Source organism: Microbacterium sp. 05N427, assembly GCF_056397105.1.
Genome location: NZ_JBFTMT010000025.1, coordinates 1 through 13,634, shown reverse-complemented (window position 1 = coordinate 13,634; position 13,634 = coordinate 1). Strand labels below are relative to the sequence as shown.

At 71.1% G+C, this 13,634-nt stretch carries 11 protein-coding genes; 6 read left to right on the top strand and 5 right to left on the bottom strand.

Features of this window, described 5'->3' with window-relative positions:
- The first annotated feature begins 409 nt into the window (after nt 1-409).
- From AC1DG4_RS18225 to AC1DG4_RS18210, 4 genes are read left to right on the top strand one after another with little or no spacing between them, the layout of a single operon-like run.
- Entirely contained in the window at nt 410-2,509 is a 2,100-nt protein-coding gene (locus AC1DG4_RS18225) for a sigma-70 family RNA polymerase sigma factor (RefSeq protein ID WP_477380007.1), read from the top strand.
- 10 nt (nt 2,510-2,519) lie between these two features.
- The gene (locus AC1DG4_RS18220; RefSeq protein ID WP_477380009.1) at nt 2,520-2,921 is read left to right on the top strand and encodes a YrdB family protein; all 402 of its coding nucleotides are present in this window, start codon (nt 2,520-2,522) and stop codon (nt 2,919-2,921) included.
- Nucleotides 2,922-2,928: 7 nt separating this feature from the next.
- Nucleotides 2,929-4,347 (top strand): FAD-binding oxidoreductase, encoded by a 1,419-nt coding sequence (locus tag AC1DG4_RS18215; protein ID WP_477421399.1) that lies wholly within the window; start codon nt 2,929-2,931, stop codon nt 4,345-4,347.
- Nucleotides 4,340-4,747 carry an NUDIX hydrolase gene (locus AC1DG4_RS18210; RefSeq protein ID WP_477380013.1) on the top strand — a complete coding sequence of 136 codons (408 nt, stop codon included), beginning with the start codon at nt 4,340-4,342 and terminating at the stop codon, nt 4,745-4,747. Before AC1DG4_RS18215 ends, AC1DG4_RS18210 begins: the two co-directional genes overlap by 8 nt.
- A gap of 181 nt (nt 4,748-4,928) precedes the next feature.
- Here the strand turns inward: AC1DG4_RS18210 and nagB are convergent, their stop codons facing one another.
- The 3 genes from nagB to AC1DG4_RS18195 all read right to left on the bottom strand — a co-directional run bounded on the left by nagB (nt 4,929) and on the right by AC1DG4_RS18195 (nt 7,847).
- On the bottom strand, nt 4,929-5,708 hold the full coding sequence (nagB, locus tag AC1DG4_RS18205) for a glucosamine-6-phosphate deaminase (protein WP_477380015.1): 780 nt from the start codon (nt 5,706-5,708) through the stop codon (nt 4,929-4,931).
- A 64-nt stretch (nt 5,709-5,772) separates the two neighbouring features.
- Nucleotides 5,773-6,690: an ROK family protein gene (locus AC1DG4_RS18200; RefSeq protein ID WP_477380411.1), complete on the bottom strand. Its 918-nt coding sequence runs from the start codon at nt 6,688-6,690 to the stop codon at nt 5,773-5,775.
- Between the two features lie 5 nt (nt 6,691-6,695).
- Nucleotides 6,696-7,847 carry an ROK family protein gene (locus tag AC1DG4_RS18195; protein ID WP_477421398.1) on the bottom strand — a complete coding sequence of 384 codons (1,152 nt, stop codon included), beginning with the start codon at nt 7,845-7,847 and terminating at the stop codon, nt 6,696-6,698.
- 282 nt (nt 7,848-8,129) lie between these two features.
- On the opposite strand from AC1DG4_RS18195, the gene AC1DG4_RS18190 reads away from it, so the two are divergent.
- Entirely contained in the window at nt 8,130-9,608 is a 1,479-nt protein-coding gene (locus AC1DG4_RS18190; protein WP_477380019.1) for a L,D-transpeptidase family protein, read from the top strand.
- 141 nt (nt 9,609-9,749) lie between these two features.
- Here the strand turns inward: AC1DG4_RS18190 and AC1DG4_RS18185 are convergent, their stop codons facing one another.
- Nucleotides 9,750-11,969, bottom strand: a complete 2,220-nt coding sequence (locus tag AC1DG4_RS18185; protein ID WP_477380021.1) for an NADP-dependent isocitrate dehydrogenase — start codon at nt 11,967-11,969, stop codon at nt 9,750-9,752.
- Nucleotides 11,970-12,189: 220 nt separating this feature from the next.
- Here AC1DG4_RS18185 and AC1DG4_RS18180 point away from each other — a divergent pair, with 220 nt between their 5' ends.
- Nucleotides 12,190-12,642: a GNAT family N-acetyltransferase gene (locus AC1DG4_RS18180; protein WP_477380023.1), complete on the top strand. Its 453-nt coding sequence runs from the start codon at nt 12,190-12,192 to the stop codon at nt 12,640-12,642.
- A gap of 324 nt (nt 12,643-12,966) precedes the next feature.
- Here AC1DG4_RS18180 and AC1DG4_RS18175 read toward each other — a convergent pair.
- On the bottom strand, nt 12,967-13,634 hold a 668-nt coding region (locus tag AC1DG4_RS18175), incomplete at its 5' end, for a hypothetical protein (RefSeq protein ID WP_477421397.1).

Here is a 13,634-nt window from a genome sequence, read left to right as displayed (position 1 = left end):
GTCTCCCCAGTACCTCCGGTACCCGATCAGAGGTTCCCCATGTCAGAGCGGGTCGGCCCGGAACTCCTCCCCCGAGGTGCCGGGCCGACCCCGCCGGCGGATCCCCATCCGCCGGAGCCTGTGCTCGCCGCCCCCCGGTGGCCTACGCAGACTGTCTCTGACTGGATAGATGGCGGGGTTCAGGATCCATTACGCGAGTTCGCAAGATTTCTTCAGAAAAGTTTTGAGACGCTGTCTCACGCGCCTCGGGACCGAGTCCGACGCGTGCAGCCCCTCGCGACTGCCGGTGATTTCGTTCGCGCCCTGGCGCATTCCCCCCCTGAGGGTGAAGAATGGAGATTCCCGCGTGATGAGAACCAGGGGCTTGCGTCTCTTCTGATGAGAACGCTTCCGACCTGAGAACCGAGAGATGACCGACCACACCATTTCCCCGAGCGATGCCGCGCCCGAATCGGCGCGGAGCGACGTCGACCTCGTGCTGCGCACCCGCTCGGGCGACGCAGGCGCCTATGCCGAGCTGTGGCGTCGGCATTATGCATCGGGCATCACGGTGGCACGGTCGATCACGAGCGCGTTCGACGCGGACGATCTCGTGCAGGAGGCGTTCGCCCGGATCTACCAGGCCATCCAGAAGGGCGGCGGACCGACCGGTTCCTTCCGCGCCTACCTGTTCACCAGCATCCGCAACACCGCGGCCGGTTGGGGGCGCGCACGCCGCGAGGCCCCGATCGACGAGCTCGACACGGTCGCCGACCCCGCCTCGACCGACCAGGCCGCGAACGACGCACTCGACCGCAGCCTCTCCGCGCAGGCCTTCCGCAGCCTCCCCTCGCGCTGGCAGGAGGTGCTCTGGTACTCCGAGATCGAGCAGATGAAGCCCGCCGAGATCGCGCCGCTGCTGGGCATGAGCGCGGGCGCCACGGCTCAGCTCGCCTTCCGCGCGCGCGAAGGTCTGCGAGAGGCCTGGATCCAGGCGCACCTGAGCACTGCCGAGGCCGGATCCGTCTGCGAATGGACCATCGAACGTCTCGGCGCGTATTCGCGCGGCAACCTCGGGGTGCGCGACCGCGCCAAGCTCGAGAACCATCTCGGCGAGTGCGCGCGCTGCCTGATCGTCGCGGCGGAGGCCAAGGAGGTCTCGCACCGCCTGGCCTTCGTCCTGCTGCCCCTGGTGCTCGGCATCGGCGGTTCCGGCGCCTACCTCGCAATGCTGCAGAGCGGGGCCGCCCCGGTCGTCGCCCTCGCGGCGATGCCCTCGAGCGTCGTGCAGGGCGCCGTCGTGGCCGGTTCGGCCGGCGTCGGTGCGGCCGGCATCGCCGGCCACGGTGCGACGAGCGCCGCTGGTGCTGCGGGATCCGCCGGTTCCGGAGGCTCGGCCGGAGGGGTCGTCGCCGGCTTCGGCGCCCTGGTCGGCGCAGGCACGGCGGCGCTGGTGATCGCCGGCGCGATCGTCGCAGCGGCCGTGGTGCCAGGATTCACGGCGAACCCCGCATCCACCTCGGCCCCCTCCGCCGCTGATCAGAGCGAATCCGGCATCGTCGCGCAGATGTCGCCTCCCGCGAATGTGCCGGTCACCGCACCGGCGCCCGCTCCGGCCCCCGATCCCGCTCCGTTGCCGGAGAAGCCGAAGCCGATCGTGAGCGTCCCGGTCGAGGTCCCGAAGAACGAGCCCGCGAGCGAACCCGCTCCGGTCGCGCCGGTYGTCCCCGTGGAGCCGGGCAAGCCGGGTACGGATCCGGGAACCGACCCCGGCACGGATCCGGGCACCGATCCAGGCACGGATCCGGGAACCGACCCCGGCACGGATCCGGGAACCGACCCCGGCACGGATCCGGGCACCGACCCCGGAACCGACCCGTCAACTCCGCCCGCCACAGCGCCCGTCCTCGACACAGCTGCTCTCGTCTGCGGAGTCCTCCCTCCCGTGCTCGAGGACCGGGTGCAGGTGACGATCGACGTCTCTGGCGTTCCCCTTGCGAAGGTGCGGCCCTCGCTCGAAGGGTCCTCGGCCGGCGACGCCACGCTCGACGCGTCCGGCAAGGGTCGCGTCGTGCTCTTCCCCACCTACGCCCAGGTCAATGGCGGCACGCAGGTCACTTTCACCTACGTCCTCGGCGACAAGACCGGGGGATCCGCCGTGTTCGATCTCGGCAGGCTTGCTCCGGTGAGCTGGCCGCATTGCTGGCTCCACCCGTCGGAGCCCATTCCCGGGGAGCCCGTCACCGAGCCGGCGCCGACCCCTCCGCCGACTCCGGCGACCACACCGCCCCCTGCACCCGCGACGACGCCTGCCGACACCTCTGGAGCGGATGCCGCGACGACCACCCCGGCACCCACCGAGCCTTCCCCGGCTCCCGTCGAGCCCGCCGCGCCCACCCCGGCTCCGGTCGAGCCCGCGCCGGTCGAGCCCGCGCCGGCGCCCGCCGAGCCTGCCACCACTGCTCCTGAGACCGCTGCTCCGGCGAGCACCCCGGCGGAGCCCGCCGTCGCCCCCGCTCCCGGCGCGTAGAATTGTCGGCATGTCCGCCGACACCCCCGCCCAGAATCCCGGAGCGACCCCGTCGCTCCCCCTGCAACAGGGTGTGCTCCCCCGCGCCACCGCGCTCGACATCGTCCGCGTGATCGTCCTGGTCGCGGCGCTCGCATCGCTCCTGCTGTGGGGCCTGGCCGTGTGGACGCTCCCGTGGAACCTCGTCGCCGCGATCGGCGCTCCGGTGGTCACGCTGCTGCTGTGGGCCCTGTTCCTCTCGCCGCGGCCCGTGCTGGTGGTGCACCCGTTCGTACGCGCCGCGGTCGAGCTGCTCCTCTACGCGGCCGTGACCGTCGCCTGGTGGACCATGGGGCAGGCCTGGATCGGCCTCGGGTTCGCCGTCGTCGCGATCGCGACCGGGCTCATGGCCGGCCGCCGCTCCCTGTCCTGAGGCCGGGATGAGCGCCGCCGTGCTGGATCGGCTCCGCAGCGCGCTGGGCGACCGCGTCGACACCACGGACGCCGCCCTCGAGGCCGCCCGCGCCGACCGGTCGGGTCACGCGTCCCCGGCGGCGCCCCTCGCCGTCGTGCACGCCGAATCCACCTCGGATGTGCAGACCGCCCTGCGCATCGCGCAGGAGACCCGCACGCCCGTCGTGGTGCGCGGTGCGGGCACCGGACTCGCGGGCGCCGCGATCGCGGGCGCCGGAGAGATCGTGCTGTCCACGCTGCGGATGCGGCGGGTGCGGGAGGTCCGCCCCGACGACCTCCTCGCCGTGGTGGAGCCCGGGATCCTGAACGCCGAACTCGATGCGATCCTCGCCGAGCACGGGCTCTGGTGGCCGCCGGATCCCGCGAGCCGCGACATCTCGACGATCGGCGGCAACATCGCCACCGGCGCGGGCGGCCTGCTGTGCGCGAAGTACGGCGTGGTCCGCGATGCCGTACTGGCGATCGATCTCGTGCTCGCCGACGGTCGGCTGCTGCACCTGGGACACCGCAGCGTGAAGGGCGTGACGGGCCTCGACCTCACCTCCCTCGTGATCGGATCCGAGGGCCGGCTCGGCGTGATCGTCGGCGCCACCCTGAAGCTGCGCCGCATCGTTCCCGGCGCCCCGTGCACGATCGTCGCGACCTTCCCCGCGGTGCGCGACGCGGCTCGCGGATCCGCGGCTGTCACGGCCTCGGGGGCGGAGCCCGCGATCATGGAGCTCATGGACGCACGCTGCCTCGCCGCGGTGCATGCACTGCTCGATCTGGACGCGCCGGCCGAGGGCGTGGCCCAGCTGACGATCCAGACCGACGGCAGCTCGGCCGCGGTCGAGGCGGAGCAGATCGCGGCCGTGCTGCGCGAGGCCGGCGGCACGGTGACCGTGACCGACGATCCCGCACGCGGCGAGGAGCTCCTGCGGATCCGCCGGTCGATGCACGCCGCCATGGCCGCGCTGGGCAYGACCCTCATCGAGGACGTCTCGGTGCCGCGCAGCGCGCTGCCGGCGATGTTCGACGAGATCGCGCGCATCGAGCAGGAGTACGGGATCGAGATCCCCACGGTCGCGCACGCCGGAGACGGCAATCTGCACCCGAACTTCATCGTTCAGACCCCCGAGATCCCCCCGCGCATCTGGCAGGCGGCCGACGATCTGTTCCGCGCCGCATTGCGCCTGGGCGGCACACTCACGGGCGAGCACGGCATCGGAACGCTGAAGAGCCGCTGGCTCGCCGAAGAGCTCGGTGAGGACCAGTGGCAGCTGCAGCACGACATCGTGCGGGCGTTCGATCCGGCGGGAATACTCGCACCGGGCAGGGTCTTCGCCTCCCGCGCCACCGAACCCGACGCCGCAGCGCCGGACCACGCAGAGGAGCCCCATGCCTGATATCCACGTCTCGGCCGCCATCATCACGGATGCCGCGGGACGCGTGCTGGTGGTGCGCAAGCAGGGCACAGAACGGTTCATGCAGCCCGGCGGCAAGCCAGAAGCCGGCGAGACCGCCGCGCAGACCCTCGCCCGCGAGCTGTATGAGGAGCTCGGACTGCACATCGACGAGGACGCCCTGCGCCCGCTCGGCGTCTTCGTCTCCGCAGCCGCGAACGAGCCAGGTCACCGCGTCGTCGCGACCGCGTTCGCCACGACCGCGGAGCCTGCCGACGTGCAGGTGCAGGCCGAACTCGCCGAGCTGCGCTGGATCACCCCCGCCGACGCCGAATCGCTGCCGCTCGCCCCGCTCAGCGAGGAGCACCTGCTCCCCCTGGCGTGGCCGGACCTGGCCCGCTGAGCATCCTTCGTCTCGCTGCGCTCGCTCAGGAACCGGCAAATGAGCGAGGAGCTCATCCTTCGTCTCGCTGCGCTCGCTCAGGAACCGGCGACGGAACGGTTCCTGAGCGAGGAGCGCAGCGACGAGACGAAGGACGCCTCAGCTGCGGCTCTCTCAACGACCCCAGCGGGCCGGGCTGCGATCAGATCCCCTGCCAGGCCGGCTTGTTGGCGAACGTGTAGCGGTAGTAATCCGCGAGCTTGAGCTCGGACGCGGCCGCCTCATCCACGACGACCGTGGCGTGCGGGTGCAGCTGGATCGCCGAGGCCGGCAGGAAGGCCGAGAGCGGGCCCTCGACGGCGTCCGCGATGGCCTGGGCCTTACCCTCGCCGTAGGCGAGCAGGACGAGGTGGCGAGCCTCCAGGATCGTGCCGAGGCCCTGGGTGATGCAGTGCCGCGGCACCTGGTCGAGCGCGTCGAAGAAGCGCGCGTTGTCTTCGCGGGTCTGCTTCGTGAGCGTCTTCACCCTGGTGCGGGACGCGAACGAGCTTCCCGGCTCGTTGAAGCCGATGTGACCATCGGTGCCGATGCCGAGCAGCTGCAGATCCACCCCGCCCGCCGCGCGGATCTTCGCGTCGTACTCCGCGCCCGCGTGCTCGATGCCGTCCTCGGATCCGTCCGGCACGTGCACGAGAGCCGGCGTCAGCCCCAAGGGCTCGACGACCTCGCGGGTGATCACGGAGCGGTAGCTCTCCGGGTGCGAGGGGTCGATGCCGACGTACTCGTCCAGAGCGAAGCCGCGCACGTGCGACACGTCCACGCCGCCGAGCTGCGCGCGCAGGGCCGAGTAGACCGGCAGCGGGGTGGATCCGGTCGCGAGCCCGAGGACGGCGTCGGAGCGCCGGCCGATGAGGCGGGCGATCTCCGCGGCGACCAGTTCGCCGGCGGCGGTGGAGTTCTCGACGATGACGACTTCAGCCATGGATGTTCCCTCGTGAGTGTCGGTGACGTGGATGTGAAGATGCGGGTTCGACGCGGCGCAGCGATCAGACGAGCTCGGCGGGCAGCCGCGCGGCTCCCACCAGGGCGGCGCCGAGCGCTGCCGCCGGGGATCCTGCCGGCAGCAGTTCGATCCTCTCATCAAGATGCAACGAGCCGATGAACGGCGACTCCCTGCCCTCCTGGCGCAGCCGGCGCACGATGTCATCGAGGAGGCGGTCGCCGAGGGCGGTCACGCCGCCGCCGATCACGACCGTCTCGACGTCGGCGCTCAGCACCAGGCTGCGCACCGCGGACGCCGCCCCGAAGGCCACGCCCGCGCGCAGCTCGAGCGCGAAGGCGTCGCCGCGCTCCGCGAGATCGAAGACGTCGCGGAGGGGCAGTTCCCCACCGCGCCCCCAGGCCTTGCTGACGGCGCCTCCGCCGCAGAAGGTCTCGATGCAGCCGCGCTGCCCGCAGCCGCACACCCGCCCGCGGGGGTCGACCGAGAGATGTCCGACCTCGCCGGCCGTGCCGTGGGCGCCGCGCCACAGCGCGCCGTCGATCACGATCCCCGCGGCCACTCCGGTGCCCAGGTTCAGATAGGCCATCGAATGCGCGTCCCCGCGCAGGGATCCGGCGCCGAGGGCCGCGGCCTTCACATCGTTCTCCACGGAGACGGGCACGGGCAGCCGCACGCGCACGGCGTCTGCGAGGTCGAGCTCGGTCACCCCGAGGTTCACCGCGTGCAGCACGCGCCCGGCATCGGCGTCGATGAGGCCGGGGATGCCGATGCCGACGGATTCCACGTCCGCGACGGGGAATCCTCCCTCGCCGGCGAGCGCCTCGACCGCGTCGTGCACGGCGGTCACGACCGCGTGGTCGCCCCATCCCGTGGGGATGCGCGTGCGGGCGAGGATCGCCCCGTCCGCGGCGAGCGCGAGCGCGTCGATCTTGGTTCCGCCGACATCCAGACCGACGCGGATCCCGCTCACGAGACGCCCAGCTGGCCGGACAGGACCATGACCGCGGCTCCCCGCAGCACGATGTCGTCCTGGGCGGTCAGCCGGATGGCGACGTCGTCGAACACGCCCTCCAGGGTGCGCTCGGTGAGAGTACGGGTCGCCGCGTCGATCAGCGTTCCGGCGAGCAGGTCGGCAGGACCGGACAGCACGATCTCGGAGAGGTCGAGCGCGGCGACGATCGGAGCGATGGCGACGCCGAGCCGGGTTCCGGCCTCGCGCAGAACCTGCTCCTCGGATGCCGGGTCCTCGGCGATCCGCGCTCGCAGCCGCGATGCGCTCAGCCAGGCCTCGAGGCAGCCGTCCTTGCCGCACGCGCAGCGCGGCCCGCCGTCGGTTCCTACGAMGACGTGGCCGATCTCGCCGGCCGCGAAGCGGCTGCCCACGAGAGGCTGGCTGTCGGAGATGAGTCCCGCGCCCACGCCGCGGCCGATCTTGATCAGCAGCATGTCGGCGCGCGCCTGACCGAAGGTGTACTCGGCGAGAACCGCGGCGTTCGCATCGTTGCGCACCAGCACAGGAAGGTCGAGGGCCGCGCTGAGCAGGCGCTCCAGGGGGAAGTCGACCCAGTCCAGGTTGGGCGAGTTCAGCACCACCCCGTCGGGGCGGACGATGCCCGGTGCGCCGACCCCGATGCCGAGCACCGGGGCGGTGGACAGCTCGACGAGCTCCTCCGCGAGAGAGCGCACCGCCTCATAGGCGGCCGTGCCGCCGTTCGGGCGCGGCACCTCGCGGCGCTCGAGCACCACGCCGTCCAGGCTGATGAGCGCGCCCTCGAACGCGCCGGGGCCGGAGAGGTCCAGGCCCACGATGCGATGACCCTCGCGATCGATGTCGATGAGGATGGGCGGCTTGCCCGGACCGGTCGTCTCGCGGATGCCCTTCTCGACGACGATGCCGTCATGGATGAACTCGCTGACGAGGTYCGAGATCGTCACGCGGGTGAGGCCGGTCTCCCGGGAGAGGTCGGCACGGCTCATCGCACCGGCGTGGTAGAGCGTCTGCAGCACCAGGGCGCGATTGTGCCCGCGCGCGTGCTCCGGGAGCACCTTGGTGCTCGTGCGCAGCTTGCGCGCCGACCCGAAGCGGTGCGGGCTGGAGTCGCCGCTCTCCGCATTCATCGGGCGATGCCGCTCATCCGTGGGGCCATGTTTGTTAGTACACCTTACGAACAGAGTGAAAATCAAGCCCGGTCGCGCGCGGCGGGACTCGGGTTTACCCAAACGTTACCGGATCCGGGCCGCGCCTCCGCATGTTTCCCGCGCGCGGCGCCCGACAGCAGGTCCTCCCGGCCCCGATCCGACGCACCTGCGCCTGCCCATGTGCTTCCGTTGCCGTTTTGTGATATGGCATCCCGTATCCTTGAAAGACTGACAACGCTCAAGGGCAAGGGGGGTGTGCACGTGACGGATCTGGCAACGGCAGCGGGGGCTCCAACAGAGGAGAACTCGATCGTCGACGGCACGGACGCGACCGCAGAGGCCGCGACCGGGGACGGCGCAGGCGACCGTCACGTGGAGTGGGCGCCCGCCGAGGACGCTCCGCGCAAGAAGCGCCACATCGGGAGATGGGTGGGCATCGGCCTCGGCGTGCTCGTGCTGGGACTCGGCGCCGCATCGACGATCCTCATCGCCCCCGGCACCGCGATCGCCGGTGTGCAGGTCGGCGGGATGACCCCGGGCGCCGCGGCGGAGGCCGTCAGCAACCACCTCAACACCATGCAGGTGACGCTGACGGGCGAGGGCGGCGGCACGCACGTCACCGGATCCGACCTGGGCGCGCACATCGACGCGACGAAGCTCGCCGACAAGGCCTTCGCCGACCATCCGATGTGGAACATCACCAGTTGGATGTCGGCCCCGATCGCCGGCACCATCACCCTCGACGACCGCGCCGCCGAGCACGCGCTGCGCGCGCAGATCCCCACCGTCTATCAGGACGCCACCGACGCCACGGTCGCGTTCCAGGGCACCGGCTACGCGGCGACGCCCGCGAAGGACGGATCCGGTATCGACCTCAAGGCCCTCACCACCGCGATCACCGCGGCGGCCGAGAAGGGGCAGAACTCCCTCACGTTCGAGGCGAAGGCCGCACCGGTCGCGCCGGCGATCAGCGACAAGACCGCTGCCGCCACGGTCGCTCAGCTCAACACCATGCTCTCCACGATCGGCTTCTACGTCGGCACGGAGCGCACGGTCCCCGTCGACGCGGCGACCGCCGCCGGCTGGATCACCGTGAAGCCGGAGAACGGCAAGCTCACGATCACCGCGGATCAGGCGGCCATCCAGAAGAGCGTCGACACGCTCGCGACGAAGGTCGACCGCGCACCGGTCAACGCCACGACCGTCGTGAACTCGTCGGGCGAAGCGCTCGACGACATCACCCCCGGCGTCGCGGGCCGACAGCTCGGCGACGTGTCCGGCACGGCGGCGGCGTTCGCCTCGCAGATCTCGAAGGGCAACGGCACCTTCACCCTGCCGGTCAAGGACACTCCGTTCAGCTCGACCTCGCTGCTGCGCAAGGTCGATGTGAACCTCAGCACCGAGACGCTGACGGTCACCGAGAACGGCAACGTGGTCGACTCCTGGCTGATCTCCTCTGGCCGCGGCGACTTCGCGACCCACACCGGATCCTTCACCGTGAACTGGAAGCTCGACAGCCAGAACATGGGCAACACCGACCTCACCAAGGCACCGTTCTACTACCAGCCCGACGTGAAGTGGGTCATGTACTTCAACGGCGACGAGGCCCTGCACGGCGTGTACTGGCACGACAACTGGGGCACCCCGATGAGCCACGGCTGCGTCGGCATGCCGGAGTGGCGCGCCCAGTGGCTGTTCGACTGGACTCCGCAGGGCACCGAGGTCAACGTCCACTACTGATCCGGATCCCGATCCCGCCTCCGAAGGGGCCCGTCGCATCGCGCGGCGGGCCCCTTCGCGTGCTCCGGCGGTCTGCGCACGCGCAGGGAGGAACGACGAAGGGGGCGGACGCCGCAGCGCCCGCCCCCTTCGTGGATCCGGTCAGTTCAGGCCGTCGATGACCGCGTTCAGCGTGGCCGACGGACGCATGATCTTGGCCACGAGAGCGCCGTCGGGGCGGTAGTAGCCGCCGATCTCGGCGGGCTTGCCCTGCACCGCGGTGAGCTCGGAGACGATGCGCTCCTCGTCCGCCGCGAGCGCGGCGGCGACCGGGGCGAACGCGGCGGCGAGCGCGGCGTCCTCGGTCTGTGCGGCGAGCTCCTGCGCCCAGTACAGGGCCAGGTAGAAGTGGCTGCCGCGGTTGTCGATCGTGCCCAGGGCCCGGCCCGGCGAGCGGTCGTTCTCGAGGAACGTGCCGGTCGCCGCGTCGAGCGTCTTCGCCAGGACCGCGGCCTTCGCGTTGCCGGTCCGATCGGCGAAGTGCTCGAACGACGCGGCCAGGGCGAAGAACTCGCCCAGCGAGTCCCAGCGCAGGTAGTTCTCCTGGACGAGCTGCTGCACGTGCTTCGGAGCTGATCCGCCCGCGCCGGTCTCGAAGAGCCCTCCTCCGGCCAGCAGGGGCACGATCGAGAGCATCTTCGCGCTGGTGCCGACCTCGAGGATCGGGAACAGGTCGGTGAGGTAGTCGCGCAGCACGTTGCCCGTGACCGAGATGGTCTCCTCACCCTTGCGCATGCGTGCGAGCGAGTAGCGGGTGGCGTCCTCGGGGGTGAGGATCTCGATCGTGAGGCCGTCGGTGTCGTAGTCCTTGAGGTACTCGGTCACCTTGGCGATCAGCGCGGCGTCGTGCGAGCGTGCCGGGTTGAGCCAGAAGACGGCCGGGGCGCCCGTCGCGCGGGCGCGGCTCACGGCGAGCTTCACCCAGTCGCGGACCGGGACGTCCTTGGTCTGCGTCGCGCGCCAGATGTCGCCCGCATGCACCTCGTGCTCGAGCACGACCTCGCCGGCCGCGTTCGCGACCTGCACGCGGCCGTCGGCGGCGATCTCGAAGGTCTTGTCGTGGCTGCCGTACTCCTCGGCCGCCTGGGCCATGAGGCCGACGTTCGGCACGGTGCCGATCGTGGCGGGATCCAGCGGGCCGTTCGCGATGACGTCCTCGATCGTGGCCTGGTAGACGCCGGCATAGGAGGAATCGGGGATGACCGCGAGCGTGTCGTCCTCACCGCCGTCCTTGCCCCACAGCTTCCCGCCGTTGCGGATCAGCGCGGGCATCGAGGCGTCGACGATCACGTCGCTCGGCACATGCAGGTTCGTGATGCCCTTGTCGGAGTTCACGTAGCTGAGACGCGGGCCGTTCTGCATGGCACGGAAGAAGGCTTCGGCGATCTCCTCCCCGCCCTCCAGATCCGCGAGCCCGGCGAGGACGGATCCGAGCCCGTCGTTGGCGGTGAGGCCGGCCGCGGCGAGCTTGTCGCCGTACTGGGCGAACACGTCCGCGAAGTAGGCGCGCACGACGTGGCCGAAGATGATCGGGTCGGAGACCTTCATCATCGTGGCCTTGAGGTGCACGGAGTACAGCACGTCCTCGGCCTTCGCCTCGGCGAGGGTCTCGGCGAGGAAGGCGTCGAGGGCGGCGGCGTTCAGGAACGTCGCGTCGACGATCTCCCCCGGGAGCACCTTGAGGTTCTCCTTGAGGACGGTGACCTGACCGTCCGCGGAGACGTGCTGGATCGTCAGCACGTCATCGCCCGGCGAGACCCAGCTCTTCTCGTTCGCCTTGAAGTCGTCGTGGCCCAGAGTCGCGACGCGGGTCTGCGAGCCCTCGCCGAACGCCTTGTTGCGGTGCGGGTGCTTCTTCGCGTAGTTCTTCACCGCGAGAGGCGCGCGCCGGTCGCTGTTGCCCTCGCGCAGCACCGGGTTCACCGCGGATCCCTTGATGCGGTCGTAGCGGGCGCGGACGTCCTTCTCCTCGACCGTGGTCGCATCGTCCGGGTAGTCCGGGACGTCGAAGCCCTTCTGCTGCAGCTCGGCGACGGCTGCCTTCAGCTGCGGGATGGACGCCGAGATGTTCGGCAGCTTGATGATGTTGGCCTCGGGCGTGGTCGCCAGCCCCCCGAGCTCGGCGAGCGCGTCGCCCACGGCCTGGCCGGCGCTCAGGCGCTCGGGGAAGGCGGCGAGGATCCGGCCGGCGAGCGAGATGTCGCGGGTCTCGATGTCGACGCCCGCCTGGTGGGCGTAGGCCTGGACGATCGGCAGCAGGGAGGCCGTGGCCAGCGCCGGCGCCTCGTCCGTGTAGGTGTAGATGATGGCGTCGTCGGTCACCGGGGTCTCCGTTTCACGCAGGAAGGGTTTCAGACAGCGACCTCGCGTGGATGCGCACGCGGTATCGCGCAGATTTATCTCGATACCAAGATACCTGCCCTTCGTCGATTCCCGAGCGCGCGTCTGTTCCGGAGCGACCCGGAGGCGAGACCGGGTGAACTTCTCCCCACGTTTCGCCGTGCTCCGCCACGAGCGCCGTCCAGGGGTTAGCCTGGGGACCATGACGGAACTGCGACTGGTCGAACTGTCCGCGGCGACGATCGTCGCCGTCAACAATCTCTCCCTGAAGCCGGGGCAGGAGCAGTACCTCGCGCCTGTCTCCTACGGCATCGCCGCGACCGTCATGAACCCGCAGACCAGTTGGCAGCGAGTCGTGCTGGATGGCGAGGAGGTCGTCGGCTTCGTCAGCGCGAACTTCGACCCCGATGCCCCGGAGGAGCATTTCCGCTCCGTCCTGTGGCGCATCAACGTCGACGCCGACGACCAGGGACGAGGCGTCGGCCGGTTCGCCGTGGAGAGCCTGATCTCCGAGGCCCGGGCGCGCGGCTTCGAGCACCTGAACGTGATCTACGAGGCGGGCACGGGGGGTCCGGAGGCGTTCTTCCAGCGGGTCGGCTTCACGCCCGTCGGAGAGACCGAGTACGCCGAGGTCATCGCGGAGATCCGCTTCTGAGCACCGGCGCGCCCCTGTTCTGAGCACCGGGGCACCCGCGACGCGCGTACGCTGTGATCGGCGGCGGGGTTTCGAATCCCCTCCCCCATCGAAGCCCCGTCGTCTTCTCCTCCCGCGGAGCAGGCGGAGCCGGACTCGCCGCCCTGCGTTCTGCCGCGTGACGCGGCGGGCTGCCCTGGTTCGCGCTCGGCCGTCGCCGGTTCCAGTGAGGTGGGCTCGGCCGTCGCCGGTTCCAGAGGACGTTTGCAACTCTGCAGGACGGATCCGTCCGATGCGTCCTGCAGAAGTGCGAACGCCCTGCAGAATGGCTCCTGCCGGGTGCGATCAGTCGCGCTGCTTGCGCTGCTTCGGGCCGCGCTCACGTGCGTTCCATGTGGCGATGGCCGAGGCCGCCGCATCGGCCGCGCGGTCCAGGGCATCGGCCGACATCGCGATGACCTGCTGGGCGGTGTCCTGCCAGCCCGTCCCGCGCGTCGCACGCTCGCGCTCGGGATCCCTGCCCTCGGCACGGGCGTGGGCGTCGCGCTCCGCAGTGTCGAACGCGCGCTCCAGCCGGGTCACGGCGTCGCGGTAGGCGCCGAACTCGGCCGGCGCGATCCGGTGGGCCGGGGCGGGGCGGGCCTGCCTGGCCTCGTCCAGCGCGAGCAGGAACGCGGCCGTGGACGGATCACGGGCGTCGCCGATGGTCGGGTAGGCGATGAGCTTCGCGGGATCCGTCTCGTAGGCCATCCAGCGCGCGACGACGGCATCGTGGGCGGCGATCGCACGCGGTAGCGGGCGGCGCTGCGGATCCGCGTTCAGGGCCAGATCGGCCCGCGCCGCCTCCACCTGGGCGCGCCTGGCTCGCACGGCTGCGGACGCCGCCTTCGCGCCCGTCTCCGCGTCGCGCAGCGCGCGCCGGGCATCGGACACCTCGGCCGGGTGGGTTCCCCCTGCCGCTCTCCCCGCGACGCGGCCGGCGAGCTCGGCCCGGGCGACGCGCACCGCGAGGC